This window comes from Pseudomonas sp. MPB23 (assembly GCF_046605395.1).
Classification (GTDB): Bacteria; Pseudomonadota; Gammaproteobacteria; order Pseudomonadales; family Pseudomonadaceae; genus Aquipseudomonas.
This window is the reverse complement of the sequence record NZ_CP176771.1, coordinates 1,322,189-1,348,480: the sequence shown is the minus strand read 5'-3', so window position 1 is coordinate 1,348,480 and position 26,292 is coordinate 1,322,189. Positions and strand designations below refer to the sequence as shown.

Below are 26,292 nucleotides of genomic sequence, written 5' to 3'. Positions count from 1 at the left end.
GCGGGGCTATTTGGCCCGCTCTCTGCTCCGCCAGGAGGAAAGGCCTTGAAAGACCTACTGAATTTGCTGAAAAACCAGGGTCAAGTCGAAGAGTTCGACGCCATCCGTATTGGACTGGCATCGCCTGAGATGATCCGTTCGTGGTCGTTCGGTGAAGTTAAAAAGCCGGAAACCATCAACTACCGTACGTTCAAACCCGAGCGTGACGGCCTGTTCTGCGCCAAGATCTTTGGCCCGGTAAAGGATTACGAGTGCCTGTGCGGTAAGTACAAGCGCTTGAAGCACCGTGGTGTGATCTGCGAGAAGTGCGGCGTTGAAGTTGCACTGGCCAAGGTTCGTCGTGAGCGCATGGCACACATCGAACTGGCTTCGCCGGTTGCTCACATCTGGTTCCTGAAATCGCTGCCGTCCCGTATCGGCTTGCTGATGGACATGACCCTGCGTGATATCGAGCGCGTTCTCTACTTCGAGAGCTATGTCGTTATCGATCCAGGCATGACCACCCTTGAAAAAGGTCAGCTGCTGAACGACGAACAGTACTTCGAAGCGCTGGAAGAGTTCGGCGACGATTTCGATGCCCGCATGGGTGCCGAAGCTGTCCGTGAACTGCTGCACGCTATCGACCTGGAACACGAGATTGGCCGTCTGCGTGAAGAAATTCCGCAAACCAACTCCGAAACCAAAATCAAGAAGCTGTCCAAGCGTCTGAAGTTGATGGAAGCCTTCCAGGGTTCCGGCAACTTGCCAGAGTGGATGGTGCTGACCGTTCTGCCGGTTCTGCCGCCAGACCTGCGTCCGCTGGTACCGTTGGACGGTGGTCGTTTCGCGACGTCCGACCTCAACGACCTGTACCGCCGCGTGATCAACCGTAACAACCGCTTGAAGCGCCTGCTCGATCTGTCCGCTCCGGACATCATCGTGCGCAACGAAAAGCGTATGTTGCAAGAAGCCGTCGATGCCCTGCTCGACAACGGTCGTCGTGGCCGCGCTATCACCGGTTCGAACAAGCGTCCTCTGAAATCCTTGGCTGACATGATCAAGGGTAAGCAAGGTCGTTTCCGTCAGAACTTGCTCGGTAAGCGTGTTGACTACTCCGGTCGTTCGGTAATTACCGTAGGCCCGACCCTGCGTCTGCACCAGTGCGGTCTGCCTAAGAAGATGGCCCTTGAGCTGTTCAAGCCGTTCATCTTCGGCAAGCTGGAAATGCGCGGTCTCGCGACCACGATCAAAGCGGCCAAGAAAATGGTCGAGCGCGAACTGCCAGAGGTTTGGGACGTTCTTGCTGAAGTGATCCGCGAACACCCGGTTCTCCTCAACCGTGCACCGACCCTTCACCGTCTGGGTATCCAGGCGTTTGAACCGGTACTGATCGAAGGTAAGGCTATCCAGCTACACCCTCTGGTCTGTGCTGCGTACAACGCCGACTTCGACGGCGACCAAATGGCCGTGCACGTACCGCTGACACTGGAAGCCCAGTTGGAAGCGCGTGCGTTGATGATGTCGACCAACAACATCCTGTCGCCAGCCAACGGTGAGCCAATCATCGTTCCGTCGCAGGACGTTGTATTGGGTCTGTACTACATGACCCGTGAAGCGATCAACGCCAAGGGCGAAGGTCGTGTGTTCGCTGACCTGCAGGAAGTTGACCGTGTGTTCCGTGCCGGCGAAGCCGCACTGCACGCCAAGGTCAAAGTGCGGATTCACGAAACCGTGAACGACCGTGACGGCGGCAGCGTGAGCAATGTCCGTATCGTCGACACCACTGTCGGCCGTGCGCTGTTGTATCAGGTTGTGCCAAAAGGTTTGTCTTACGACGTCGTCAACCTGCCGATGAAGAAAAAGGCGATCTCCAAGCTGATCAACCAGTGCTACCGCGTGGTTGGTCTGAAAGAGACCGTGATCTTCGCTGACCAGTTGATGTACACCGGTTTTGCCTATTCGACCATTTCCGGCGTTTCCATCGGTGTTAACGACTTCGTTATCCCGGATGAAAAAGCCCGCATCATCAGTGCTGCCACCGATGAAGTGAAAGAGATCGAAAGCCAGTACGCCTCCGGCCTTGTAACCCAGGGCGAGAAGTACAACAAGGTGATCGACCTTTGGTCCAAGGCCAACGACGAAGTGTCGAAGGCGATGATGGCTAACCTCTCGAAAGAGAAGGTTATCGACCGTCATGGCGTAGAAGTCGATCAAGAGTCTTTCAACTCGATGTACATGATGGCCGACTCGGGCGCACGGGGTTCTGCTGCGCAGATCCGTCAGCTCGCCGGTATGCGTGGCCTGATGGCCAAGCCGGACGGTTCCATCATCGAAACGCCGATTACTGCGAACTTCCGTGAAGGTTTGAGCGTACTTCAGTACTTCATCTCTACTCACGGTGCTCGTAAAGGTCTGGCGGATACCGCGTTGAAAACCGCCAACTCCGGTTACCTGACTCGTCGTCTGGTAGACGTTGCACAAGATCTGGTTGTAACCGAGATCGATTGCGGCACCGAGCACGGTCTGCTGATGACACCGCACATTGAAGGCGGTGACGTTGTAGAGCCGCTGGGTGAGCGCGTATTGGGCCGTGTTATTGCCCGTGACGTATTCAAGCCAGGTACCGAGGAAATTATCGTTCCTGCTGGCACCCTGGTTGACGAGAAGTGGGTCGAGTTCATCGAACTCAACAGCATCGACGAAGTGATCGTTCGTTCGCCGATCAGCTGCGAAACCCGCTTCGGCATTTGCGCCAAGTGCTATGGCCGTGACTTGGCTCGTGGTCACCAGGTGAACATCGGTGAAGCGGTCGGCGTTATCGCTGCCCAGTCCATCGGTGAGCCGGGTACCCAACTGACCATGCGTACATTCCACATCGGTGGTGCGGCAAGCCGGACCTCCGCAGCCGACAGTGTTCAGGTGAAGAATGGCGGTACCGTCCGCCTGCACAACCTGAAGCACGTTGAACGAGTGGATGGTTGCCTGGTTGCGGTGTCCCGCTCCGGTGAGCTCGCAATCGCTGATGACTACGGTCGTGAGCGTGAGCGCTACAAGCTGCCGTATGGTGCTGTGATTTCGGTTAAAGAAGGTGACAAGGTCGACGCTGGCGCAATCGTGGCCAAGTGGGATCCACACACTCACCCAATCGTTACCGAAATGAAAGGTACCGTGACCTACGTGGGCATGGAAGAAGGCATCACGATCAAGCGTCAGACTGACGAATTGACCGGTATGACCAACATTGAAGTCCTCGACGCGAAAGATCGTCCAGCTGCCGGTAAAGACATTCGTCCTGCCGTGAAGATGGTCGATGACAACGGCAAGGACCTGTTGCTGCCAGGCACTGACGTAATCGCTCAGTACTTCCTGCCAGCCAACGCCTTGGTCGGTGTAGCGGATGGTGCGAAGATCGCGATCGGTGACGTTATCGCGCGTATCCCGCAAGAGACTTCGAAGACACGTGACATCACCGGTGGTCTGCCGCGTGTTGCCGACTTGTTCGAAGCTCGTCGTCCGAAAGAAGCCTCGATCCTGGCTGAAGTCAGCGGCACCATCGCGTTCGGTAAAGAGACCAAGGGCAAGCGCCGCCTGGTCATTACCCCGAACGACGGTAGCGATCCGTATGAAGAGCTGATTCCGAAGTGGCGTCACCTGAACGTGTTCGAAGGCGAACAGGTAAACCGCGGCGAAGTTATCTCCGACGGTCCGAGCGATCCACACGACATCCTGCGTCTGCTGGGTGTGAGTGCGCTGGCCAAGTACATCGTTAACGAGATCCAGGACGTTTACCGTCTGCAAGGCGTGAAGATCAACGATAAGCACATCGAGACCATCCTGCGTCAGATGCTGCGTAAAGTCGAAATCGCTGAATCCGGCGATTCTAGTTTCATCAAGGGCGACCAGATGGAACTGACTCACGTACTGGTAGAAAACGAACGTCTGGCAGCCGACGAGAAATTTGTTTCCAAGTTCACTCGTGTACTGCTGGGTATCACCAAGGCGTCGTTGTCCACTGAGTCGTTCATCTCGGCGGCCTCCTTCCAGGAGACCACTCGCGTACTGACCGAAGCAGCGGTAACCGGTAAGCGCGATTATCTGCGCGGCCTGAAAGAAAACGTGGTTGTGGGTCGTCTGATCCCAGCCGGTACCGGTTTGGCTTACCACAGCGAGCGCAAGCGCCGCCGTGATGCTGACAAACCGTTGCGCGTAAGCGCCAGTGAAGTGGAAGCTGCACTGACCGAAGCGCTGAACTCAAGCGGTAACTGAGTTCTGCGATAAATAAGTCTGGGCCCTGGCAGCCCCCATTCGTCGGATCGAGGCAGTTTTGCCCCGGTTCGTTGAGAGGGGATGTCGGGGCCTTGCCTTGACTGGGGGCAAGATCCTCTTTAGACTCTTGTACCCCTAAATTTGGCGGGAATTCGTTCCTGCCATTTTGCTTTTCTTGCAAGACAATAGCGTCGCAAGACAACAGTGGAGCTAGTAGATGGCAACTATCAACCAGCTGGTACGTCAGCCGCGTAAGCGTATCGTCGAGAAATCCGACGTGCCTGCGCTGCAGAACTGCCCGCAACGTCGTGGCGTATGCACTCGCGTGTATACCACTACGCCGAAAAAACCTAACTCGGCACTGCGTAAAGTATGCCGTGTGCGTCTGACCAACGGTTTCGAGGTTTCCTCGTACATCGGCGGTGAAGGCCACAACCTGCAAGAGCACAGCGTGGTACTGATCCGCGGCGGTCGTGTAAAAGACTTGCCAGGTGTTCGTTATCACACCGTACGCGGCTCCTTGGATACTTCCGGTGTTAAAGGTCGGAACCAGGGTCGTTCGAAGTACGGTACCAAGAAGCCTAAGTAGTAGCGGCTTTTTGTAAAACTGAATCATCTTATTTTCTGAGTCGATAAGAGTAAGGTCGGAGGCGTCCCGAAAGGGCACCGATTCCGAGCGAACCTGAAGACCGTTTGAGGGCTTATCCATGCCAAGAAGACGCGTAGCAGCCAAGCGCGAAGTGCTTGACGATCCAAAATACGGAAGCCAAATCCTGGCCAAGTTCATGAACCACGTGATGGAAAGCGGCAAGAAAGCCGTTGCCGAGCGTATCGTTTATGGCGCGCTGGAAAAGGTTAAAGAACGCAAGAACAGCGACCCCCTGGAAATCTTCGAGAAAGCTCTCGACGCCATCGCTCCGCTGGTCGAAGTGAAGTCGCGCCGTGTAGGCGGTGCTACTTACCAGGTTCCGGTTGAAGTTCGTCCGTCCCGTCGTAACGCCCTGGCAATGCGCTGGTTGGTAGACTTCGCCCGTAAGCGTGGCGAGAAGTCTATGGCTCTGCGTTTGGCTGGCGAACTGTTGGACGCTGCTGAAGGTAAAGGCGCTGCTGTTAAGAAGCGTGAAGACGTGCACCGTATGGCTGAAGCTAACAAGGCTTTCTCGCACTACCGCTTCTAAATCCAGCGTCACTCAATTTGCGAGGGCTTTATGGCTCGTACTACACCGATTAATCGCTACCGTAACATTGGTATCGTTGCTCACGTGGATGCTGGTAAAACCACGACCACCGAGCGCGTCCTTTTTTACACCGGCAAAAGTCACAAGATGGGCGAGGTGCATGACGGCGCCGCGACCACAGACTGGATGGTTCAGGAGCAGGAGCGTGGTATTACCATTACTTCTGCTGCTATTACCGCCTTCTGGAAAGGTTCCGAGAAGCAGTACAAAGACGAGCACCGCTTCAACGTTATCGATACCCCAGGTCACGTAGACTTCACTATTGAAGTTGAGCGTTCCCTGCGCGTACTCGACGGCGCTGTCGTTGTGTTCTGCGGTACCTCGGGTGTTGAGCCTCAGTCGGAAACCGTATGGCGTCAAGCCAACAAATACGGCGTTCCACGTCTTGTTTACGTAAACAAGATGGACCGTGCTGGTGCCAACTTCCTGCGCGTGATCGGCCAGATCAAGCAGCGTCTGGGTCACACTCCGGTGCCAATTCAATTGGCAATCGGTTCCGAAGATAACTTCCAGGGCCAGATCGATCTGATCGCCATGGAAGCCGTCTACTGGAATGATGCCGACAAAGGTATGGTTCCTGTTCGTAAGCCTATCCCTGCTGAACTGCAGGAACTGGCTGACGAGTGGCGCAACAACATGGTTGAGGCTGCTGCCGAAGCCAGCGAAGAGCTGATGAACAAGTACCTCGAAGGTGAAGAGCTCACCAACGTGGAAATCAAGGCCGCTCTGCGTCAGCGTACTATCGCTGGTGAAATCGTCTTGGCTGTTTGTGGTTCTTCCTTCAAGAACAAGGGTGTTCCCCTGGTTCTCGACGCCGTTATCGACTACCTGCCTGCTCCAACCGACATTCCTGCTATCAAGGGTACCAACCCTGATAACGAGGAAGAAGAGATGGAGCGTCACGCCGATGATAGCGAGCCGTTCTCGGCTCTGGCGTTCAAGATCGCAACCGACCCATTCGTGGGTACCTTGACTTTTGTCCGTGTTTACTCGGGCGTGTTGGCTTCCGGTGACGGTGTGGTCAACTCGGTTAAGGGTAAGAAAGAGCGCGTGGGTCGTATGGTGCAAATGCACGCAAACGCCCGTGAAGAGATCAAGGAAGTGCGCGCTGGTGACATCGCGGCCCTGATCGGCATGAAGGACGTCACCACTGGTGAGACTTTGTGCGACGCTGCTAAGCCAATCATCCTGGTTCGCATGGACTTCCCGGAGCCGGTTATTTCGGTTGCCGTAGAGCCTAAGACCAAGGATGACCAGGAAAAAATGGGTATCGCTCTGGGCAAACTTGCCCAGGAAGATCCATCTTTCCGCGTCAAGACTGATGAAGAGACTGGTCAAACGATCATCTCCGGCATGGGCGAGTTGCACCTGGACATCCTGGTTGACCGGATGCGCCGTGAGTTCAACGTCGAAGCCAACATCGGTAAGCCTCAGGTTTCCTATCGTGAGCGCATCACGAAGAACTGTGAAATCGAAGGCAAGTTCGTTCGTCAGTCCGGCGGTCGTGGTCAGTTCGGTCACTGCTGGATCCGTTTTGCTCCTGCTGACGAAGGTCAGGAAGGTCTGCAATTCGTGAACGAAGTAGTAGGTGGTGTTGTTCCTAAGGAATACATCCCTGCTATCCAGAAGGGTATCGAAGAGCAGATGAAGAACGGTGTTGTCGCCGGCTATCCGCTGATCGGCCTGAAAGCAACCGTTTTTGACGGTTCTTACCACGACGTCGACTCCAACGAGATGGCGTTTAAGGTGGCTGCTTCCATGGCAACCAAGCAACTGGCCCAGAAGGGCGGTGGTGAGTTGCTTGAGCCAATCATGGCGGTAGAAGTTGTTACACCTGAAGACTATATGGGTGATGTCATGGGCGACCTTAACCGTCGTCGCGGCATGATCTTGGGTATGGAAGACACGGTTTCCGGCAAAGTGATTCGCGCCGAGGTTCCGTTGGGTGAGATGTTCGGTTATGCGACCGACGTTCGCTCCATGTCCCAGGGTCGCGCAAGCTACTCTATGGAATTCAAAAAATACAACACAGCTCCGGCGCACATCGCTGAAACTGTATCCAAAAAACAAGGCTGATTCAGTCCTTTAGGCAAGGAGTTAATTGTCGTGGCTAAAGAAAAATTTGATCGTTCCCTACCGCACGTCAACGTTGGCACCATCGGTCACGTTGACCACGGTAAAACCACTCTGACTGCTGCTCTGACTCGCGTTTGCTCCGAAGTATTCGGTTCTGCAATCGTTGATTTCGATAAAATCGACAGCGCGCCAGAAGAAAAAGCTCGTGGTATCACCATCAACACCGCGCACGTTGAGTACAACTCTTCGATCCGTCACTACGCTCACGTTGACTGCCCGGGTCACGCTGACTATGTGAAGAACATGATCACCGGTGCTGCCCAGATGGATGGCGCTATCCTGGTTTGCTCGGCCGCTGATGGTCCGATGCCACAAACCCGTGAGCACATCCTGCTGTCCCGTCAGGTTGGCGTTCCGTACATCGTGGTTTACCTGAACAAGGCTGACCTGGTAGACGACGCTGAGCTGCTGGAACTGGTTGAGATGGAAGTGCGCGATCTGCTGAGCACTTACGACTTCCCAGGCGACGACACTCCGATCATCATCGGTTCTGCTCGTATGGCTCTGGAAGGCAAAGACGACAACGAAATGGGCACCACGTCCGTTAAGAAACTGGTTGAGACTCTGGACAGCTACATCCCAGAACCGGTTCGCGTTATCGACAAGCCGTTCCTGATGCCAATCGAAGACGTGTTCTCGATCTCCGGTCGCGGTACTGTTGTTACTGGTCGTATCGAGCGCGGTATCGTTAAGGTTCAAGATCCACTGGAAATCGTTGGTCTGCGTGACACTACCGTCACCACCTGCACCGGTGTTGAAATGTTCCGTAAGCTGCTCGACGAAGGTCGTGCTGGCGAGAACTGCGGCGTTCTGCTGCGTGGTACCAAGCGTGACGACGTTGAGCGTGGTCAGGTTCTGGTTAAGCCAGGTTCGGTTAAGCCGCACACCAAGTTCGAAGCTGAAGTGTACGTGCTGAGCAAAGAAGAAGGCGGTCGTCACACTCCGTTTTTCAAAGGCTACCGTCCACAGTTCTACTTCCGTACTACTGACGTGACTGGTAACTGCGAACTGCCGGAAGGCGTTGAAATGGTAATGCCGGGCGACAACATCAAAATGGTTGTCACTCTGATCAAAACCATCGCAATGGAAGACGGTCTGCGCTTCGCTATCCGTGAAGGCGGCCGTACCGTTGGTGCTGGTGTTGTAGCTAAAATCATCGAGTAAGCTCTTTTTTGAGTTAGCTTCGAGGTTTTGAAAAAGCCCCCGCTCAGCGGGGGCTTTTTTATTGGGTTGACACCTATCTGGGGCGTCTATAGAATTGCGCCTCCTTTTAACGGGCGTATTGCGCTCGCTGGGAATAGCAGCCGGAGTCTGAAATCCAATGCAAAATCAGCAAATCCGTATCAGGTTGAAGGCTTTTGACCATCGCCTGATCGACCAATCCACCCAGGAAATCGTGGAAACCGCGAAACGTACTGGTGCTCAAGTGCGTGGTCCAATTCCACTGCCCACCCGTAAAGAACGGTTTACCGTTCTGGTCTCCCCGCACGTCAACAAAGACGCGCGTGACCAGTACGAAATCCGTACTCATAAGCGTGTACTGGACATCGTCCAGCCAACGGATAAAACCGTTGATGCACTTATGAAGCTTGATCTGGCGGCCGGTGTGGAAGTACAGATCAGCCTCGGCTAAGACTTGGGTCTTAGTCGTGTAACGCTCTGAAATGGGCGGCCATAGCGGGTGAAAGCCCCGTACACTCATGAGGTTTACAACATGACTATTGGTGTAGTCGGTCGTAAATGCGGTATGACCCGTATTTTCACCGAAGAAGGTGTCTCCATTCCGGTCACGGTCATTGAGATCGAACCGAATCGCGTCACCCAGTTCAAAACTGAAGAAACCGATGGCTATCGTGCAGTGCAAGTCACTGTCGGCGAGCGTCGTGCTTCGCGCGTGACTGCTGCTCAAGCAGGTCACTTCGCTAAAGCAAACGTTGCAGCTGGTCGCACTGTTATGGAGTTCCGTCTTGAAGAAGGCGACTACCAGGCTGGCGATCTGATCAACGCTGAAATCTTCGCCGCTGGTCAACTGGTTGATGTAACCGGTCAGTCCAAGGGTAAAGGCTTTCAGGGTACGATCAAGCGTTGGAATTTCCGTGGCCAAGACAACACTCACGGTAACTCCGTTTCCCACCGCGTCCCGGGCTCTATTGGCCAGTGCCAGACTCCTGGTCGTGTATTCAAGGGCAAAAAAATGTCCGGTCATATGGGCGCTGAGCGCGTGACCGTGCAGTCCCTCGAAGTAGTGCGCGTCGACGCTGAACGCAATCTGTTGTTGGTCAAGGGTGCTGTTCCTGGCGCTACTGGCGGCAACCTGGTTGTACGTCCAGCGGCCAAGGCTCGCGGTTAAGGGGAAGCTGACATGCAATTAAATGTAAATGACGCTCAAGCGATCGAAGTTTCCGAACTGACATTTGGCGGCGAATTCAACGAGACGCTCGTTCACCAAGCAGTCGTGGCCTACATGGCCGGCGGCCGTCAAGGTAGCAAGCAGCAAAAGACCCGTTCCGACGTTCGTGGTGGCGGTAAGCGCCCTTGGCGTCAGAAAGGTACTGGCCGTGCTCGTGCCGGTACTATCCGTAGCCCAATCTGGCGTGGCGGCGGTACCACTTTCGCAGCTCGTCCGCAGGATCACACTCAGAAGCTCAACAAGAAGATGTACCGCGCAGCACTGCGCTCCATCCTTGCTGAACTCGTGCGTACTGATCGTCTGGTCGTGGTTCAGGACTTCGCTGTTGAAGCACCGAAAACCAAAGATCTGCTGAACAAGCTGAACAGCATGGGCCTGACTGACGTCTTGATCGTGTCTGAAGCTGTTGATCAGAACCTGTACCTGGCTGCTCGTAACCTGCCACACGTTGATGTACGTGACGTGCAAGGTTCCGATCCAGTTAGTCTGATCGCATACGACAAGGTGTTGATCACCGTGTCGGCCGTGAAGAAATTCGAGGAGCTGCTGGGATGAACCAGGAACGCGTATTTAAAGTTCTGCTTGGCCCGCACGTTTCCGAAAAGGCTACGGTTCTGGCTGACAAGAAAGGCCAGTTCGTTTTCAAGGTTGCAACTGACGCAACCAAGCTGGAAATCAAGAAGGCCGTCGAAAGCCTGTTCAGCGTGAAAGTAGAGCGTGTTACTACCCTGAATGTTCTGGGTAAGAGCAAGCGCACTGCTCGCGGTCTGGGCAAGCGTAATGACTGGAAGAAGGCAGTTATCTCCCTTCAGCCAGGCCAAGATCTCGATTTCAGCAGCAGTGCTGAGTAAGGAAGGGGTGCATCATGGCAATCGTTAAATGCAAACCGACTTCCCCTGGCCGCCGTTTTGTGGTCAAGGTGGTCAATCAGGAGCTGCATAAAGGCGCTCCTCACGCACCGCTGCTCGAGAAGAAATCGAAGACCGGTGGTCGTAACAACAATGGTCGCATTACCACTCGTCATATCGGTGGTGGCCATAAACAGCATTATCGTCTGGTCGACTTCCGTCGCAACGACAAAGATGGCATCGCTGCCACTGTCGAGCGTATCGAATACGATCCAAACCGTACTGCTCACATCGCTCTGCTGCTGTACGCAGATGGCGAGCGTCGCTACATCATTGCCCCTAAAGGCGTGAGTGCTGGTGACCAGCTGATCGCCGGTGCTCTGGCACCGATCAAGCCGGGCAACGCTCTGCAACTGCGTAACATTCCAGTTGGTAGCACCGTACACGGCATCGAATTGAAGCCAGGTAAAGGCGCGCAAATCGCTCGTTCCGCTGGTGCTTCGGCTCAGCTGATCGCTCGTGAAGGTGTCTACGTGACCCTGCGTCTGCGTTCTGGTGAGATGCGTAAAGTGCTGGCTGAATGCCGCGCGACCCTGGGTGAAGTCTCGAACTCCGAGCACAGCCTGCGTTCGCTGGGTAAAGCCGGTGCCAAACGCTGGCGTGGCGTTCGCCCAACCGTTCGTGGTGTTGCCATGAACCCGGTTGACCACCCACACGGTGGTGGTGAAGGTCGTACCTCTGGTGGTCGTCATCCGGTATCGCCATGGGGCTTCCCGACTAAGGGCGCGAAGACTCGTGGTAATAAGCGTACCGACAAAATGATCGTCCGTCGTCGCAAGTAAATAGAGGGATACGACAGTGCCACGTTCTCTGAAAAAAGGTCCTTTTATTGATCTTCACCTACTGAAGAAGATCGAAGTGGCGGCGGAAAAGAACGATCGCAAACCAGTTAAGACCTGGTCGCGTCGTTCGATGATCCTGCCACAAATGGTCGGTCTGACCATCGCAGTACACAACGGTCGTCAACACGTCCCAGTTCTCGTTAACGAAGACATGGTCGGCCACAAACTAGGCGAGTTTGCCGGTACCCGCACTTATCGTGGGCACGTGGCAGACAAGAAAGCCAAGCGTTAAGGGGTAAGGAAATGGAAGTAGCCGCTAAGTTGTCGGGCGCTCGAATCTCCGCCCAGAAAGCCCGCTTGGTCGCCGACCAGATCCGCGGGAAGAAGGTGGGCGAAGCGCTCAACCTGTTGGCTTTCAGCAGTAAGAAAGCCGCCGAGATCATGAAGAAAGTGCTGGAGTCGGCCGTAGCCAACGCCGAGCATAACGAAGGCGCAGACGTTGATGACCTGAAGGTCAGCACCGTTTTCGTCAACGAAGGGCGTTCGCTGAAGCGTATCATGCCGCGTGCCAAAGGCCGTGCTGATCGCATCGTCAAGCGGTCTTGCCATATCACTGTCAAGGTTGCTGACAAGTAACGGAGTCGAAGAGATGGGTCAGAAAGTACATCCCATTGGCATTCGCCTGGGAATCGTCAAGGAGCACACCTCCGTCTGGTACGCAGACGGTCGGACTTATGCGGACTATTTGTTCGCTGATCTGAAGGTGCGTGAGTATCTCCAAGACAAACTAAAAAGCGCGTCCGTAAGCCGTATCGATATTCATCGTCCGGCACAAACTGCACGTATCACCATCCACACCGCTCGTCCAGGTATCGTTATCGGGAAGAAAGGTGAAGATGTTGAGAAACTGCGTCAGGACCTGACCAAGCAAATGGGTGTGCCTGTGCACATCAATATCGAAGAGATCCGCAAGCCGGAGCTCGACGGTATGCTGGTTGCGCAGAGCGTAGCTCAGCAGCTGGAGCGTCGCGTCATGTTCCGTCGCGCTATGAAGCGCGCCGTACAGAACGCCATGCGTATTGGTGCCAAAGGCATCAAAATCCAAGTGAGCGGTCGTCTCGGCGGTGCTGAAATCGCACGTACTGAATGGTATCGCGAAGGTCGTGTGCCACTGCACACCCTGCGTGCCGACATCGACTATGCCAACTACGAAGCTCACACCACTTATGGTGTGATCGGTGTAAAGGTTTGGATCTTCAAAGGCGAAGTAATTGGTGGTCGCCAAGAAGAACTGAAACCACAAGCACCAGCGCCTCGTAAAAAAGCTGCTAAGTAAGGGGTACGCCAAATGTTGCAACCAAAGCGTACGAAGTTCCGCAAGCAGATGACAGGCCACAACCGTGGTCTGGCTCAGCGCGGTAGCAAAGTCAGCTTCGGCGAATTCGCGCTGAAGTCTGTAGCTCGTGGTCGTCTCACCGCTCGTCAGATCGAGTCAGCGCGTCGTGCTCTGACCCGTCACGTAAAACGTGGCGGCAAGATCTGGATCCGTGTATTCCCGGACAAGCCGATCTCCAAAAAGCCCCTCGAAGTTCGGATGGGTAAAGGTAAGGGTAACGTGGAATACTGGGTAGCCCAGATTCAGCCAGGTAAAGTCCTGTATGAAATCGAGGGTGTAACTGAAGAGCTGGCGCGTGAGGCTTTTGCCCTGGCTGCTGCAAAGCTGCCGCTCGCCACCGCCTTTGTTAAACGGACGGTGATGTGATGAAAGCGAATGAACTTCGTGAAAAATCCGCACAGCAGCTGAACGAGCAACTGCTCGGCCTGCTGCGCGACCAGTTCAATCTGCGCATGCAGAAAGCAACTGGCCAGTTGGGGCAGTCTCATCTGCTCTCGCAAGTTAAGCGTGACATCGCTCGCGTGAAGACTGTGCTCAACCAGCAGGCAGGTAAGTGATCATGGCTGAAGCCGAAAAGACTGTCCGTACGCTGACTGGCCGTGTTGTCAGCGACAAGATGGACAAAACCATCACCGTTTTGATCGAGCGTCGCGTTAAGCACCCGATCTACGGTAAATATGTTAAGCGTTCGACTAAGCTGCACGCGCACGACGAAACCAACCAGTGCCACATCGGCGACAAAGTCACTATTCGTGAAACTCGTCCGCTGGCCAAGACCAAGTCTTGGGCACTGGTTGATGTTCTCGAACGCGCTGTGGAAGTCTAAGGACTAGGGGTCGGAGAAATTATATGATTCAGACTCAATCCATGCTCGATGTGGCCGATAACAGTGGCGCTCGCCGTGTTATGTGCATCAAGGTGCTGGGTGGCTCCCATCGTCGTTACGCTGGTATCGGTGACATCATCAAAGTTACCGTGAAGGAAGCAATTCCTCGCGGTAAGGTGAAAAAAGGCCAAGTGATGACTGCTGTCGTAGTCCGCACTCGTCACGGCGTTCGCCGTGCAGATGGCTCCATTATCCGCTTTGATGGCAACGCTGCTGTTCTTCTGAACAACAAGCAAGAGCCGATCGGCACCCGTATCTTTGGGCCAGTGACCCGTGAACTTCGTACTGAGAAGTTCATGAAGATCGTCTCGCTCGCCCCAGAAGTGCTGTAAGGAGATCCGACATGCAAAAGATTCGTCGTGACGACGAGATCATCGTGATCGCCGGCAAAGACAAAGGTAAGCGCGGTAAGGTGCTGAAGGTTCTCGCTGACGACCGTCTGGTCGTGGGTGGTCTGAACCTGGTCAAGCGTCATACCAAGCCTAACCCTATGTCGGGCGTACAAGGCGGTATCGTCGAGAAAGAAGCGCCACTGCACGCTTCTAACGTCGCCATCTTCAACGGCGAAACCAACAAGGCTGACCGCGTTGGTTTCAAAGTAGAAGACGGTAAGAAAATTCGTGTCTTCAAGTCGACCCAAAAAGCGGTTGATGCTTGAACACTGCTAGGTAGATAAGACCATGGCACGACTACAAGAGATTTACCGGAAGGAAATCGCCCCCAAGCTTAAGGAAGAACTTAAGCTCGGGAACGTGATGGAAGTTCCGCGCGTTACCAAAATCACTCTGAACATGGGTCTGGGCGAAGCGATCGGCGACAAAAAAGTCATCGAGCACGCTGTTGCTGACCTGGAAAAGATCACCGGTCAAAAAGTCGTTGTGACTTACGCTCGGAAATCCATCGCTGGCTTTAAAGTCCGTGAAGGTTGGCCGATCGGCGTCAAAGTGACTCTGCGCCGTGAGCGTATGTACGAATTCCTGGATCGTCTGCTGTCGATCTCCCTGCCTCGGGTCCGCGACTTCCGCGGCCTGAATGCCAAGTCCTTCGATGGTCGTGGTAACTACAGCATGGGCGTGAAAGAGCAGATCATCTTCCCGGAAATCGACTACGACAAGATCGATGCTCTCCGCGGTCTGGACATCACCCTGACCACCACTGCCAAGAACGATGATGAAGGTCGCGCCCTGTTGCGTGCTTTCAAATTCCCGTTCCGCAACTGATTGGAGTAGGACCATGGCCAAGATGAGCATGAAAAACCGCGAGCTGAAGCGTCAGCTCACGGTTGCCAAGTACGCCAAGAAGCGTGCAGCACTGAAAGCAATCATCGTTGATCTGAACGCAAGTCCAGAAGCGCGTTGGGAAGCCACAGTAGCTCTGCAGAAGCAGCCACGTGACGCAAGCGCCTCGCGCATGCGTAACCGCTGCCGCCTGACCGGTCGTCCACACGGCGTTTACCGCAAGTTCGGCCTCGGCCGTAACAAACTGCGTGAAGCGGCAATGCGTGGTGACGTACCAGGTCTGGTTAAAGCTAGCTGGTAAGTACTTTCAAAGTCCGGGCGGTCTGAATCGCAAGATACTGACCGTCGGTACCTTGAATCTGGAACAAGCCCCTTTTGGGGCTTGTTTCATTTCCGGAGTGTGTCTAGAATACCCGGCTCGCCTGAGCCCGTGTTTTCTACGCTCGGAGATTCTCGGCGACATATGTAGCCGCAAGGCTAATTTTTTTGTATTAGGAGCGTCTAGCCCATGAGTATGCAGGACCCGTTAGCGGACATGCTAACTCGTATCCGTAATGCCCAGATGGCTGAAAAGTCCGTCGTAAGCATGCCATCTTCCAAGTTGAAGGTAGCTGTTGCCAAAGTCCTGAAAGACGAAGGCTACATTGCGGGTTATCAGATCAGCAGCGAAACCAAACCACTGCTGTCCATCGAGCTGAAGTACTTCGAAGGCCGTTCGGTCATCGAGGAAGTGAAGCGCGTTAGCCGTCCAGGCCTGCGTCAGTACAAGTCCGCTGAAGATCTGCCGAAAGTTCGTGGCGGTCTTGGCGTGTCTATCGTCTCCACCAACAAAGGTGTGATGACGGATCGTGCTGCGCGCGCTGCCGGTGTCGGCGGCGAAGTTCTTTGCACTGTGTTCTAAGGGGGGATAAGCATGTCTCGCGTCGCTAAGAACCCCGTTAAGCTGCCAGCCGGTGTCGAAGTAAAATTCGCAGGCCAGCAGCTTTCGGTGAAGGGTGCCAAGGGTACTCTTGAACTGAACATCCATTCGTCCGTTGAGATCGTTGAAGAAGCTGGTGAGCTGCGTTTCGCTGCTCGCAATGGCGATCAACAAACTCGCGCAATGGCCGGTACCACGCGTGCGTTGGTAAACAACATGGTCCAAGGCGTAAGCCAAGGCTTCGAGCGTAAGCTCCAGCTGGTCGGTGTTGGTTACAAAGCGCAAGCAAAAGGCACGGTTTTGAACCTTGCCCTTGGCTTCTCGCACCCAGTGGATTACGAACTGCCGGAAGGCATCACCGCTGAGACTCCTAGCCAGACCGATATCCTGATCAAGGGCATCGATAAGCAACTGGTAGGTCAAGTGGCTGCTGAGATCCGCGACTTCCGTCCACCAGAGCCGTACAAAGGCAAAGGTGTGCGCTACGCGGACGAAGTCGTCCGTCGTAAAGAAGCCAAGAAGAAGTAGGGCATAGCAAATGACCGACAAAAAAGTTACTCGACTGCGTCGCGCTCGCAAAGCACGCCTGAAAATGCACGAACTCGAAGTCGTGCGTCTCTGTGTGTTCCGCTCGTCGCAGCACATCTACGCCCAGGTCATCTCGGCCGACGGCAACAAAGTCCTGGCAAGCGCCTCGACTTTGGATAAAGAACTGCGTGATGGTGCCACTGGCAACATCGACGCGGCCACTAAGGTTGGCCAGCTGGTCGCTACGCGTGCAAAAGCCGCTGGCGTCTCGCAGGTGGCTTTCGACCGCTCTGGCTTCAAGTATCACGGTCGCGTCAAGGCGCTGGCTGATGCTGCTCGTGAAGCTGGGCTGGAGTTCTAAGTTATGTCAAATAACGACCAAAAGCGCGACGAAGGCTACATTGAGAAGTTGGTTCAAGTTAACCGCGTAGCCAAAACCGTTAAAGGCGGCCGTATCTTCACTTTCACCGCGTTGACCGTGGTTGGTGATGGTAAAGGGCGCGTTGGCTTCGGCCGTGGCAAGTCACGTGAAGTGCCTGCTGCGATCCAGAAGGCAATGGAAGCTGCTCGTCGCAACATGATCCAAGTTGATCTGAACGGCACCACTCTGCAGTACGCAATGAAGTCCGCCCATGGCGCTTCGAAGGTGTACATGCAGCCTGCTTCTGAAGGTACCGGTATCATCGCTGGCGGCGCTATGCGTGCTGTCCTCGAAGTTGCTGGCGTTCAGAACGTTCTGGCCAAATGCTACGGCTCGACTAACCCAGTAAACGTGGTTCACGCCACTTTCAAGGGTTTGAAAGCAATGCAGTCTCCTGAATCCATTGCCGCTAAGCGTGGCAAAAGCGTCAAGGAGATCTTCTGATCATGGCTACCGTTAAAGTAACGCTGATCAAAAGCATGACCGGCCGGATCCCTAACCACAAATTGTGTGTTAAGGGTTTGGGTCTGCGTCGCATCGGTCACACTGTAGAAGTCCAGGATACTCCCGAGAATCGCGGGATGATCAACAAGGCTTACTACATGCTGCGTGTCGAGGGTTAATCGATGAAACTCAATGATCTGAGTCCAGCGCCGGGTTCCCGTCGCGAAAAGCATCGTCCGGGCCGTGGTATCGGTAGCGGTTTGGGTAAGACTGGTGGCCGTGGCCACAAAGGTCAAACCTCCCGCTCCGGTGGCACCATCGCTCCAGGCTTTGAAGGCGGTCAACAGCCGCTGCATCGTCGCCTGCCTAAGTTCGGTTTCGTATCCCTGAAAGCCATGGATCGCGCAGAAGTGCGTCTGTCCGAGCTGGCTAAAGTGGAAGGCGACATCGTTACTGTGCAGACCCTGAAAGATGCCAACGTGATCAACGTCAACGTACAGCGTGTGAAAATCATGCTGTCCGGTGAAGTGACTCGCGCTGTCACTATCGGCAAGGGAATCGGCGCCACCAAAGGTGCGCGTTCGGCTATCGAAGCAGCTGGCGGCAAGTTCGAGGAATAAATGGCTAAGCAAGGTGCTCTCTCAGCGCTCGGCAAAGGCGGTATGTCTGAACTTTGGGCTCGTCTGCGTTTTCTGTTCCTGGCGATTATCGTCTACCGAATAGGCGCACACATCCCGGTTCCAGGTATCAACCCGGACCGACTCGCAGACCTGTTTCGACAGAATGAGGGGACCATTCTTAGCTTGTTCAACATGTTTTCCGGCGGCGCGCTGGAACGGATGAGCATCTTTGCACTGGGGATCATGCCGTATATCTCGGCTTCGATCATCATGCAACTGATGACCGCCGTCAGCCCGCAGCTGGAGCAGTTGAAGAAGGAAGGTGAAGCTGGCCGTCGCAAGATTAGCCAGTACACCCGCTACGGCACTGTCGTCCTCGCCCTGGTTCAGGCTATCGGCATGTCCGTTGGCCTGGCAGGGCAGGGTGTTGCGTTCACTGGTGACTTTGGCTTCCATTTCGTCGCGGTATCCACATTTGTGGCTGGTGCGATGTTCATGATGTGGCTGGGTGAGCAGATTACTGAACGTGGTGTTGGTAACGGTATCTCGATGTTGATTTTCGCAGGTATCGTCGCCGGTCTTCCGAGAGCGATCGGGCAGTCTTTCGAGTCTGCACGTCAGGGTGATATCAATATTTTCGCCTTGGTTGCCATCGGTTTGCTGGCAGTAGCGATTATCGGCTTTGTGGTGTTCATTGAGCGTGGTCAGCGTCGTATTGCTGTTCACTACGCCAAGCGTCAGCAGGGCCGCAAGGTTTTTGCCGCGCAGACCAGCCACTTGCCGCTGAAAGTGAATATGGCCGGTGTTATTCCGGCGATCTTCGCGAGCAGCATCTTGCTGTTTCCGGCTTCGTTGGGTACCTGGTTTGGTCAGTCTGAAAATATGGGCTGGCTGCAGGACCTCTCTCAGTCGATCGCTCCTGGTCAGCCGTTGAATATTCTGCTGTTTAGTGCAGGGATTATTTTCTTCTGCTTCTTCTATACGGCGTTGATGTTCAATCCGAAAGACGTAGCGGAAAACCTGAAGAAGTCCGGTGCCTTTATTCCGGGTATCCGTCCAGGTGAGCAGTCTGCACGCTACATTGATGGCGTTCTGACTCGTTTGACCCTGTTCGGTGCTCTATATATGACGGCCGTGTGCTTGTTGCCCCAGTTCCTGGTGGTTGCAGCAAACGTTCCGTTCTACCTTGGCGGGACCTCGTTGCTGATCGTGGTCGTGGTTGTGATGGACTTCATGTCCCAAGTACAATCGCACCTCGTTTCGCACCAGTACGAATCCCTGATGAAGAAAGCCAACCTGAAGGGTTACGGCAGCGGCATGTTGCGCTGAGTACCCATAGGGTTCGAGGAGTTGGTGATGAAAGTTCGTGCATCGGTGAAAAAGCTGTGCCGTAACTGCAAGATTATTCGCCGCGAAGGTGTTGTTCGAGTAATTTGCAGCGCGGAACCGCGTCACAAACAGCGCCAAGGCTGAGTGTGATCCGCTTGAAGCCCGGCAGCTAGTGCGCTGCCGGGTTGATTATTTGTTATTACAGCGATATTATCTCGCGCCCTATTTCTTGGCTTCCGGGGCGTAGGTAGCTGTCAATTGGAGTCCCACTGAATGGCCCGTATTGCAGGCGTTAACATTCCAGATAACAAGCACACTGTTATCTCGCTGACCTACATCTATGGTGTTGGTCGCACTACCGCGCAGAAAATTTGCGCGGTCGCTGGGGTAAACCCAGCCGCTAAGATCAAAGATCTGAGCGACGAGCAGATTGAACAGCTGCGTGGCGAAGTGGCGAAGTTCACCACTGAAGGTGACCTGCGTCGCGAAATCAACATGAAAATCAAGCGTTTGATGGACCTCGGTTGCTATCGCGGTCTGCGTCATCGTCGTGGTCTTCCAGTACGCGGTCAGCGTACCAAGACTAACGCGCGTACCCGTAAAGGTCCGCGTAAGCCGATCCGCAAGTAATCGCCCCCGCGAATCGACAGGAAAATTATCATGGCAAAACCTGCTGCTCGTCCTCGTAAAAAAGTTAAAAAGACAGTGGTTGATGGCATCGCCCACATCCATGCTTCTTTTAACAACACCATCGTGACCATCACCGACCGTCAAGGTAATGCGCTTTCTTGGGCTACCTCCGGTGGTTCGGGTTTCCGCGGTTCCCGCAAGTCCACCCCGTTTGCTGCTCAAGTAGCTGCTGAACGTGCTGGTCAAGCTGCGCTGGAATACGGCCTGAAAAACCTCGACGTTAACGTCAAAGGTCCAGGTCCAGGTCGTGAGTCTGCTGTCCGTGCTTTGAACGGCTGTGGCTATAAGATCGCCAGCATCACCGACGTGACGCCAATCCCGCACAACGGGTGCCGTCCGCCGAAGAAGCGCCGCGTGTAATCCAGGAGATTGTAAAGAATGGCTCGTTACATTGGTCCAAAATGCAAACTCGCTCGTCGCGAAGGCACCGATCTCTTCCTGAAGAGCGGCGTGCGCGCGATCGAATCGAAGTGCAACATCGAAGCTGCACCTGGTATCCACGGCCAACGCCGCGGTCGCCAGTCCGATTACGGCACCCAACTGCGTGAAAAGCAGAAAGTCCGTCGTATCTACGGCGTTCTCGAGCGTCAGTTCAGCGGCTACTACAAAGAAGCTGCTGGCAAGAAAGGTGCAACCGGTGAAAACCTGCTGCAACTGCTCGAATGCCGTCTGGACAACGTTGTATACCGTATGGGCTTTGGTTCGACTCGTGCCGAATCCCGTCAGCTGGTATCGCACAAGTCGATCAGCGTTAACGGCCAGACCGTAAACGTTCCGTCCTACCAGGTTCGTGCTGGTGACGTGGTCGCTGTTCGCGAGAAAGCAAAAAACCAACTTCGCATTGTCCAAGCTCTCGATCTGTGTGCCCAACGTGGCCGCGTAGAATGGGTAGAAGTAGACACTGAGAAGAAGTCGGGCGTTTTCAAGAACGTTCCAGCTCGCAGTGATCTGTCCGCCGACATCAACGAAAGCCTGATTGTCGAGCTCTACTCCAAGTAAGGGCTAGAAAATAGGTGCATCCATGCAGATTTCGGTAAATGAGTTCCTGACACCCCGCCACATTGATGTGCAGGTTGTCAGTCCAACCCGCGCCAAGATCACTCTCGAGCCTCTCGAGCGTGGTTTTGGCCACACCCTGGGCAACGCGCTGCGCCGCATCCTGTTGTCCTCAATGCCCGGCTGTGCAGTAGTCGAGGCCGAGATTGACGGTGTGCTCCACGAGTACAGCGCCATCGAAGGTGTACAGGAAGACGTAATTGAAATCCTGTTGAACCTTAAAGGTCTGGCTATCAAGCTGCACGGCCGTGACGAAGTTACGCTGACCTTGTCGAAGAAGGGTTCGGGGGTGGTTACCGCTGCCGATATTCAGCTGGATCATGATGTCGAGATCGTTAACCCCGATCACGTAATCGCTAACCTGGCGTCTAACGGCGCCCTGAACATGAAGCTCACCGTAGCTCGTGGTCGTGGTTATGAACCGGCCGACTCGCGTCAGAGCGATGAAGACGAAAGCCGCAGCATTGGTCGCTTGCAGCTTGACTCTTCGTTCAGCCCGGTTCGCCGTATCGCATACGTGGTGGAAAACGCCCGTGTCGAGCAGCGTACTAACCTGGACAAGCTGGTTATTGATCTGGAAACCAACGGTACTCTGGACCCTGAAGAGGCTATCCGTCGCGCTGCAACCATTCTGCAACAGCAGTTGGCTGCGTTCGTGGATCTCAAAGGTGACAGCGAACCAGTGGTAATCGAGCAGGAAGACGAGATCGATCCGATCCTGCTTCGCCCGGTTGACGATCTGGAACTGACTGTACGTTCGGCTAACTGCCTTAAGGCGGAAAACATTTACTACATCGGCGACCTGATTCAGCGTACCGAAGTAGAACTGTTGAAGACTCCGAACCTGGGCAAGAAATCCTTGACCGAAATCAAGGACGTTCTGGCCTCCCGCGGTCTGTCCCTCGGCATGCGCCTCGACAACTGGCCGCCTGCAAGTCTTAAGAAGGACGACAAGGCGACTGCCTGATCGTCGTAATCACCGAACGTGAGTTTGGTAAGGAATGAACCATGCGTCATCGTAAAAGTGGACGTCACCTGAGCCGTACCAGCTCGCACCGTAAGGCCATGTTCCAAAACATGGCGGTGTCGCTGTTCGAGCACGAGCTGATCAAAACTACACTGCCGAAAGCTAAAGAACTGCGTCGCGTTGCTGAGCCGCTGATCACTTTGGCTAAGACAGACAGCCTGGCTAACCGCCGTCTGGCTTTCGACCGTACTCGTTCGAAAGCTATCGTTGGTAAGCTCTTCAACGACCTGGGCAAGCGTTATGCTACCCGTGAGGGTGGCTACCTGCGCATCCTCAAGTGCGGTTTCCGCGCTGGCGACAACGCCCCTATGGCGTACGTCGAGTTGGTTGATCGTGCTACTGCTGGCGAAGCTGTAAGCGCCGAGTAAGACGACAGTCTGTAACGAAGAACCGGGCCTAGTGCCCGGTTTTTTGTATGCGCAATAAAATTGCCTATATTCATTGAGTCGCTGCCGCGGCCAGGATGTTTTCAGCATGTATGCGTTCTGATGGGCAGTTAGTTATTTTCTATCAAAGACCATGAGTTAATGAATTTGATGGTGTCACCTTGATGGTCAATACTCCCTCAAAGCCGATTAGCCGGCAGCTCCAGGACTGACTGAGGAATATGAGTATGAGCCAGAACAAAATCCTTACCACCGCCAGCGGCGCTCCAGTCGCTGACAATCAGAACTCCCGTTCCGCCGGCCCACGTGGCCCGTTGCTGCTCGACGATTTTCACCTGATCGAGAAGCTCGCTCACTTCAACCGGGAAAACATTCCCGAGCGTCGCGTGCACGCTAAAGGTTCGGGTGCTTACGGTACCTTCACCGTCACTAAAGATATCACCCACTACACCAGCGCGAAGCTGTTTGAGTCGGTTGGTAAGCAGACTCCGACCTTCCTACGCTTCTCCACTGTGGGCGGTGAGCGTGGCTCGGCCGACACTGAGCGCGACCCACGGGGCTTCGCCTTGAAGTTCTACACCGAAGAGGGCAACTGGGATATCGTCGGTAATAACACGCCGGTGTTCTTCATTCGTGACCCTCTGAAATTTCCGGATTTTATTCACACCCAGAAGCGTCTGCCGCAGAGCAATCTGAAAAGCGCACAGATGATGTGGGACTTCTGGTCGCACTCTCCAGAAGCGCTGCACCAGGTCACTATCCTGTTTTCGGATCGTGGTATTCCTGACGGCTACCGTCACATGCACGGTTTTGGCAGCCACACCTACAGTCTGATCAACGCCAAGGGCGAGCGTCACTGGGTGAAGTGGCACTACAAGACCAAGCAAGGTATCAAGAACCTGGCGCCCGCAGAGGCTGCGCGACTGGCTGGTACTGACCCTGACTACGCCCAGCGCGACCTGTTTGGTGCAATCGAGCGCGGTGACTTTCCGAAGTGGCGCGTCTGTATCCAGGTCATGACCGAGGCCCAAGCGAACGCTCATTACGAGAACCCCTTTGACGTGACTAAAACCTGGTCGCAGAAGGAATTCCCATTGATCGAAGTGGGAGAGCTGGAGCTCAACCGCAACCCGCAGAACTACTTCGCTGAAGTCGAGCAAGCTGCATTCGGTCCGAGCAATATGGTTCCAGGCGTTGGTCTGTCGCCCGATCGCATGCTGCAAGGTCGCGTTTTCGCTTATGCAGACGCTCACCGCTACCGCGTTGGTACCAACCACCAGCAACTGCCGGTGAATGCGCCACGTAGCCCGGTGAACAGCTACCAGCGTGACGGCTCGATGGCATTTGGCAGCAACGGCGGTGGTACTCCGAACTACGAGCCAAACAGCTATGCCGATGCGCCGAAGCAGGCGCCACAGTACGGTGAACCAGCGTTGGCTCTCAGTGGTGCGGCTGATCGTTACGATCACCGTGAGGACACTGATTACTATAGCCACGCCGGTGCCTTGTTCCGCCTGATGAGCGATGAACAGAAAGCGCTGCTCACCAATAACATCGCCGGTGCATTGGCTGGGGTTTCGAGTGATGTGGTACAGCGTCAATTGCAGCACTTCTATAAGGCAGATACTGCTTATGGAGAAGCAATCGCAAAGGCATTGGGTGTACCGCTTAACTGAGTCTAAACGATAAGCAGAACCGCCCTCATTTGGGCGGTTTTTGCGTTATTTCCGCTAATTTTCTCTGGAAATATCCACTTTTCTGCCGTTAGTCCCGTGACCTGTGAGTCATGATGGTTCAAACTACAGACTTTCAAGCAGGGAGATGTAGGGCGATGCAAGGTCACCCCGACGTAATCGATTACCTCAACACGTTGCTGACGGGCGAACTCGCGGCTCGTGACCAATATTTCATTCATTCGCGTATGTACGAAGATTGGGGCTTTACCGAGCTCTATGAGCGTATCAACCACGAGATGGAAGAAGAGACCCAGCACGCCGACGCGCTGATGCGCCGTATCCTGATGCTCGAAGGCACGCCACGCATGCGTCCCGACGACTTGGACGTAGGCACAACGGTGCCTGAGATGCTCGCCGCCGACCTTCGCCTCGAGAACAAGGTCCGTGCCGCGCTGTGCAAGGGCATCGAGCTGTGCGAGCAGCATAACGATTATGTCACCCGTGAAATTCTGCGCGTGCAGTTGGCCGACACCGAAGAAGATCACACCTACTGGCTGGAAAAGCAGTTGGGCCTGATCAAGCTGGTCGGCCTGGAGAATTACCTGCAATCGCAGTTCTGATTCCCGGCTGTAAAAAAGCCCCTGTCACCGTTGAAGTGACAGGGGCTTTTTATTGGTTCTTCACGGAATCCCGGGAAACACAGAAACAAGAACGCCGATTTGATTGATGATGTTCGTGCGAGCAAACACATCTAACAAACCGGCGTTCTTATGCGCGATATTAATACTTTCCTTCCTTTTTGGGAGGGCTTTTCTGTCGTCACGATCAAGCCTGATGGTGACGCCCTCCAGATCGATCTGACACCCCACGCCACCCGATTCCCTTCCTGTGGCGGGTGCCAAAAACCCTGTTCAACCACGCATGAGTATTGCGAGCGAGTCATTCGTGATTTGCCCATTCTCGGTCGTGCGGTGCGCCTGAGCGTTTTGCTCCGACGCGTTGGTTGCCGCGACTGCGGTAAACGCATGGAGGCCGTCAGTTGGCTGGATCGCTATGCCCGTATGACGCGGCGTCTGGCAGAGGCGGTCATTCAAGCCTGTGAACGCCTTCCCACGCTGCATGTGGCGCAGATGTTTGGGCTGCATTGGGACACCGTTCGGTTGCTGGAGCGTCGTGCCTTGCAAGCGGCATTGAGCGATCTGCCGAAGGCGCAACCACGGCGTCTGGTGATGGACGAGTTCGCCCTGTTCAAGGGCCATCGTTACGCCAGTGTGGTGCTGGATGCGGATACACGACGAGTGCTGTGGGGCGGCGGTCAGGCCGTTTTTCGAAGAGCTGGGGCCAGAGGGATGCGCCCGAATCGAAGCGGTGGCAATGGACATGAACACTGCTTTTGACCTGGAGGTTCGTCAGCACTGTCCCAACGCGCGAGTGGTCTACGACCTCTTCCATGTGGTGGCCAAGTATGGCCGAGAGGTGATTGATCGGGTTCGCGTCGACGAAGCCAATCGACTGCGTCATGACAAGCCGGCCCGACAGGTCATCAAGCAGGCGCGTTGGCTGCTCCTGCGCAACCCGCAGAACCTGAAAACACCGGAGCAACAGGTCCGCTTGGAGGATCTGCTGGCGGCCAACCACGCGTTGATGAAGGTCTATTTGATGAAGACTGAACTCAAAACGCTTTGGACGCCGAGCACCGCTTGGGGTTGGCGATCGGCCTGGAAGCAATGGCTGCGCCATGCGCATGAAAGCGAAATACCGGCACTGATCCAGTTCGCCAAACGGCTAAAGAGTTACTGGCGGGGCATCGTCAGCCGGGTTCGCTGGCCGATGCACACCGGTCAGTTGGAAGGAATAAATAATCGAATAAAGGTCATCAAACGGATGGCGTACGGTTACCGGGATAGCGAATTCTTTTTCATGAAAATCAAGAGCGTCTTTCCCGGTAATCCGTGAA

Annotated in this window: 35 protein-coding genes and 1 pseudogene; all 36 read left to right on the top strand. The window is 54.7% G+C overall.

Annotated features, from left to right (window positions below; all coding sequences use genetic code 11):
- The first annotated feature begins 45 nt into the window (after positions 1 to 45).
- The 36 genes and pseudogenes from rpoC (at position 46) to ACLH0J_RS05990 (ending at position 26,291) form a co-directional block, all read left to right on the top strand.
- Positions 46 to 4,245: a DNA-directed RNA polymerase subunit beta' gene (rpoC, locus tag ACLH0J_RS06165; protein WP_017848799.1), complete on the top strand. Its 4,200-nt coding sequence runs from the start codon at positions 46 to 48 to the stop codon at positions 4,243 to 4,245.
- 217 nt (positions 4,246 to 4,462) lie between these two features.
- Positions 4,463 to 4,834, top strand: coding sequence for a 30S ribosomal protein S12 (gene rpsL, locus ACLH0J_RS06160; protein ID WP_002555494.1), 372 nt, complete (start codon positions 4,463 to 4,465; stop codon positions 4,832 to 4,834).
- A gap of 118 nt (positions 4,835 to 4,952) precedes the next feature.
- On the top strand, positions 4,953 to 5,423 hold the full coding sequence (gene rpsG, locus ACLH0J_RS06155; RefSeq protein WP_002555493.1) for a 30S ribosomal protein S7: 471 nt from the start codon (positions 4,953 to 4,955) through the stop codon (positions 5,421 to 5,423).
- A 30-nt stretch (positions 5,424 to 5,453) separates the two neighbouring features.
- Positions 5,454 to 7,559, top strand: a complete 2,106-nt coding sequence (gene fusA, locus ACLH0J_RS06150; protein ID WP_411391254.1) for an elongation factor G — start codon at positions 5,454 to 5,456, stop codon at positions 7,557 to 7,559.
- A 30-nt stretch (positions 7,560 to 7,589) separates the two neighbouring features.
- The gene (gene tuf / locus ACLH0J_RS06145) at positions 7,590 to 8,783 is read left to right on the top strand and encodes an elongation factor Tu (RefSeq protein ID WP_411391253.1); all 1,194 of its coding nucleotides are present in this window, start codon (positions 7,590 to 7,592) and stop codon (positions 8,781 to 8,783) included.
- 157 nt (positions 8,784 to 8,940) lie between these two features.
- Positions 8,941 to 9,252, top strand: a complete 312-nt coding sequence (rpsJ, locus tag ACLH0J_RS06140; RefSeq protein ID WP_003186070.1) for a 30S ribosomal protein S10 — start codon at positions 8,941 to 8,943, stop codon at positions 9,250 to 9,252.
- Positions 9,253 to 9,333: 81 nt separating this feature from the next.
- Positions 9,334 to 9,969 (top strand): 50S ribosomal protein L3, encoded by a 636-nt coding sequence (gene rplC / locus ACLH0J_RS06135; RefSeq protein WP_007253310.1) that lies wholly within the window; start codon positions 9,334 to 9,336, stop codon positions 9,967 to 9,969.
- Positions 9,970 to 9,981: 12 nt separating this feature from the next.
- Complete coding sequence (rplD, locus tag ACLH0J_RS06130; RefSeq protein WP_411391252.1) at positions 9,982 to 10,584, top strand: 50S ribosomal protein L4; 603 nt, start codon at positions 9,982 to 9,984, stop codon at positions 10,582 to 10,584.
- A complete protein-coding gene (rplW, locus tag ACLH0J_RS06125; protein ID WP_002555488.1) occupies positions 10,581 to 10,880 on the top strand; it encodes a 50S ribosomal protein L23 in 300 nt (99 codons plus the stop codon). The genes rplD and rplW overlap by 4 nt, the downstream gene beginning before the upstream one ends.
- Positions 10,881 to 10,894: 14 nt before the next feature.
- Positions 10,895 to 11,719 carry a 50S ribosomal protein L2 gene (rplB, locus tag ACLH0J_RS06120; RefSeq protein WP_003210080.1) on the top strand — a complete coding sequence of 275 codons (825 nt, stop codon included), beginning with the start codon at positions 10,895 to 10,897 and terminating at the stop codon, positions 11,717 to 11,719.
- Positions 11,720 to 11,735: 16 nt separating this feature from the next.
- Positions 11,736 to 12,011 carry a 30S ribosomal protein S19 gene (gene rpsS, locus ACLH0J_RS06115; protein WP_002555486.1) on the top strand — a complete coding sequence of 92 codons (276 nt, stop codon included), beginning with the start codon at positions 11,736 to 11,738 and terminating at the stop codon, positions 12,009 to 12,011.
- A gap of 11 nt (positions 12,012 to 12,022) precedes the next feature.
- Entirely contained in the window at positions 12,023 to 12,355 is a 333-nt protein-coding gene (gene rplV, locus ACLH0J_RS06110; protein ID WP_003103908.1) for a 50S ribosomal protein L22, read from the top strand.
- A gap of 13 nt (positions 12,356 to 12,368) precedes the next feature.
- Positions 12,369 to 13,055 carry a 30S ribosomal protein S3 gene (gene rpsC, locus ACLH0J_RS06105; protein ID WP_003176422.1) on the top strand — a complete coding sequence of 229 codons (687 nt, stop codon included), beginning with the start codon at positions 12,369 to 12,371 and terminating at the stop codon, positions 13,053 to 13,055.
- 12 nt (positions 13,056 to 13,067) lie between these two features.
- Positions 13,068 to 13,481, top strand: a complete 414-nt coding sequence (gene rplP, locus ACLH0J_RS06100) for a 50S ribosomal protein L16 (RefSeq protein ID WP_003232424.1) — start codon at positions 13,068 to 13,070, stop codon at positions 13,479 to 13,481.
- Positions 13,481 to 13,672: a 50S ribosomal protein L29 gene (rpmC, locus tag ACLH0J_RS06095; RefSeq protein ID WP_002555481.1), complete on the top strand. Its 192-nt coding sequence runs from the start codon at positions 13,481 to 13,483 to the stop codon at positions 13,670 to 13,672. The genes rplP and rpmC overlap by 1 nt, the downstream gene beginning before the upstream one ends.
- 2 nt (positions 13,673 to 13,674) lie before the next feature.
- Positions 13,675 to 13,941 carry a 30S ribosomal protein S17 gene (gene rpsQ, locus ACLH0J_RS06090; protein ID WP_003176419.1) on the top strand — a complete coding sequence of 89 codons (267 nt, stop codon included), beginning with the start codon at positions 13,675 to 13,677 and terminating at the stop codon, positions 13,939 to 13,941.
- 23 nt (positions 13,942 to 13,964) lie between these two features.
- The gene (gene rplN, locus ACLH0J_RS06085; RefSeq protein ID WP_002555479.1) at positions 13,965 to 14,333 is read left to right on the top strand and encodes a 50S ribosomal protein L14; all 369 of its coding nucleotides are present in this window, start codon (positions 13,965 to 13,967) and stop codon (positions 14,331 to 14,333) included.
- Positions 14,334 to 14,344: 11 nt separating this feature from the next.
- Positions 14,345 to 14,659: a 50S ribosomal protein L24 gene (gene rplX, locus ACLH0J_RS06080; protein WP_007896770.1), complete on the top strand. Its 315-nt coding sequence runs from the start codon at positions 14,345 to 14,347 to the stop codon at positions 14,657 to 14,659.
- 22 nt (positions 14,660 to 14,681) lie between these two features.
- Positions 14,682 to 15,221 (top strand): 50S ribosomal protein L5, encoded by a 540-nt coding sequence (gene rplE, locus ACLH0J_RS06075; protein WP_003194642.1) that lies wholly within the window; start codon positions 14,682 to 14,684, stop codon positions 15,219 to 15,221.
- 13 nt (positions 15,222 to 15,234) lie between these two features.
- Entirely contained in the window at positions 15,235 to 15,540 is a 306-nt protein-coding gene (gene rpsN / locus ACLH0J_RS06070) for a 30S ribosomal protein S14 (RefSeq protein ID WP_003176414.1), read from the top strand.
- 207 nt (positions 15,541 to 15,747) lie between these two features.
- Positions 15,748 to 16,140 (top strand): 30S ribosomal protein S8, encoded by a 393-nt coding sequence (gene rpsH, locus ACLH0J_RS06065; protein ID WP_010566853.1) that lies wholly within the window; start codon positions 15,748 to 15,750, stop codon positions 16,138 to 16,140.
- A gap of 12 nt (positions 16,141 to 16,152) precedes the next feature.
- A complete protein-coding gene (gene rplF, locus ACLH0J_RS06060; RefSeq protein ID WP_003176412.1) occupies positions 16,153 to 16,686 on the top strand; it encodes a 50S ribosomal protein L6 in 534 nt (177 codons plus the stop codon).
- Between the two features lie 10 nt (positions 16,687 to 16,696).
- Positions 16,697 to 17,047, top strand: coding sequence for a 50S ribosomal protein L18 (gene rplR, locus ACLH0J_RS06055; protein WP_003186037.1), 351 nt, complete (start codon positions 16,697 to 16,699; stop codon positions 17,045 to 17,047).
- Positions 17,048 to 17,050: 3 nt separating this feature from the next.
- Complete coding sequence (gene rpsE / locus ACLH0J_RS06050; RefSeq protein ID WP_003186035.1) at positions 17,051 to 17,551, top strand: 30S ribosomal protein S5; 501 nt, start codon at positions 17,051 to 17,053, stop codon at positions 17,549 to 17,551.
- A 2-nt stretch (positions 17,552 to 17,553) separates the two neighbouring features.
- On the top strand, positions 17,554 to 17,730 hold the full coding sequence (rpmD, locus tag ACLH0J_RS06045) for a 50S ribosomal protein L30 (RefSeq protein WP_003176408.1): 177 nt from the start codon (positions 17,554 to 17,556) through the stop codon (positions 17,728 to 17,730).
- Between the two features lie 3 nt (positions 17,731 to 17,733).
- On the top strand, positions 17,734 to 18,171 hold the full coding sequence (gene rplO, locus ACLH0J_RS06040) for a 50S ribosomal protein L15 (protein WP_003176407.1): 438 nt from the start codon (positions 17,734 to 17,736) through the stop codon (positions 18,169 to 18,171).
- Positions 18,172 to 19,500: a preprotein translocase subunit SecY gene (gene secY, locus ACLH0J_RS06035; protein ID WP_003194637.1), complete on the top strand. Its 1,329-nt coding sequence runs from the start codon at positions 18,172 to 18,174 to the stop codon at positions 19,498 to 19,500.
- 27 nt (positions 19,501 to 19,527) lie between these two features.
- On the top strand, positions 19,528 to 19,644 hold the full coding sequence (gene rpmJ, locus ACLH0J_RS06030) for a 50S ribosomal protein L36 (protein ID WP_002555468.1): 117 nt from the start codon (positions 19,528 to 19,530) through the stop codon (positions 19,642 to 19,644).
- A gap of 129 nt (positions 19,645 to 19,773) precedes the next feature.
- Positions 19,774 to 20,130, top strand: a complete 357-nt coding sequence (gene rpsM, locus ACLH0J_RS06025) for a 30S ribosomal protein S13 (RefSeq protein ID WP_003194635.1) — start codon at positions 19,774 to 19,776, stop codon at positions 20,128 to 20,130.
- A 30-nt stretch (positions 20,131 to 20,160) separates the two neighbouring features.
- Positions 20,161 to 20,550, top strand: coding sequence for a 30S ribosomal protein S11 (rpsK, locus tag ACLH0J_RS06020; protein WP_002555466.1), 390 nt, complete (start codon positions 20,161 to 20,163; stop codon positions 20,548 to 20,550).
- Positions 20,551 to 20,568: 18 nt separating this feature from the next.
- Complete coding sequence (rpsD, locus tag ACLH0J_RS06015; RefSeq protein ID WP_003176404.1) at positions 20,569 to 21,189, top strand: 30S ribosomal protein S4; 621 nt, start codon at positions 20,569 to 20,571, stop codon at positions 21,187 to 21,189.
- A gap of 22 nt (positions 21,190 to 21,211) precedes the next feature.
- A complete protein-coding gene (locus ACLH0J_RS06010) occupies positions 21,212 to 22,213 on the top strand; it encodes a DNA-directed RNA polymerase subunit alpha (RefSeq protein WP_003176403.1) in 1,002 nt (333 codons plus the stop codon).
- 41 nt (positions 22,214 to 22,254) lie between these two features.
- Positions 22,255 to 22,641 (top strand): 50S ribosomal protein L17, encoded by a 387-nt coding sequence (gene rplQ, locus ACLH0J_RS06005; RefSeq protein ID WP_003176402.1) that lies wholly within the window; start codon positions 22,255 to 22,257, stop codon positions 22,639 to 22,641.
- Between the two features lie 245 nt (positions 22,642 to 22,886).
- Positions 22,887 to 24,335: a catalase gene (locus tag ACLH0J_RS06000; RefSeq protein WP_411391251.1), complete on the top strand. Its 1,449-nt coding sequence runs from the start codon at positions 22,887 to 22,889 to the stop codon at positions 24,333 to 24,335.
- Positions 24,336 to 24,490: 155 nt separating this feature from the next.
- Entirely contained in the window at positions 24,491 to 24,955 is a 465-nt protein-coding gene (gene bfr / locus ACLH0J_RS05995) for a bacterioferritin (protein WP_017848805.1), read from the top strand.
- Between the two features lie 150 nt (positions 24,956 to 25,105).
- Positions 25,106 to 26,291: pseudogene (locus ACLH0J_RS05990) on the top strand (ISL3 family transposase).
- The last annotated feature ends 1 nt before the right edge of the window (position 26,292 follow it).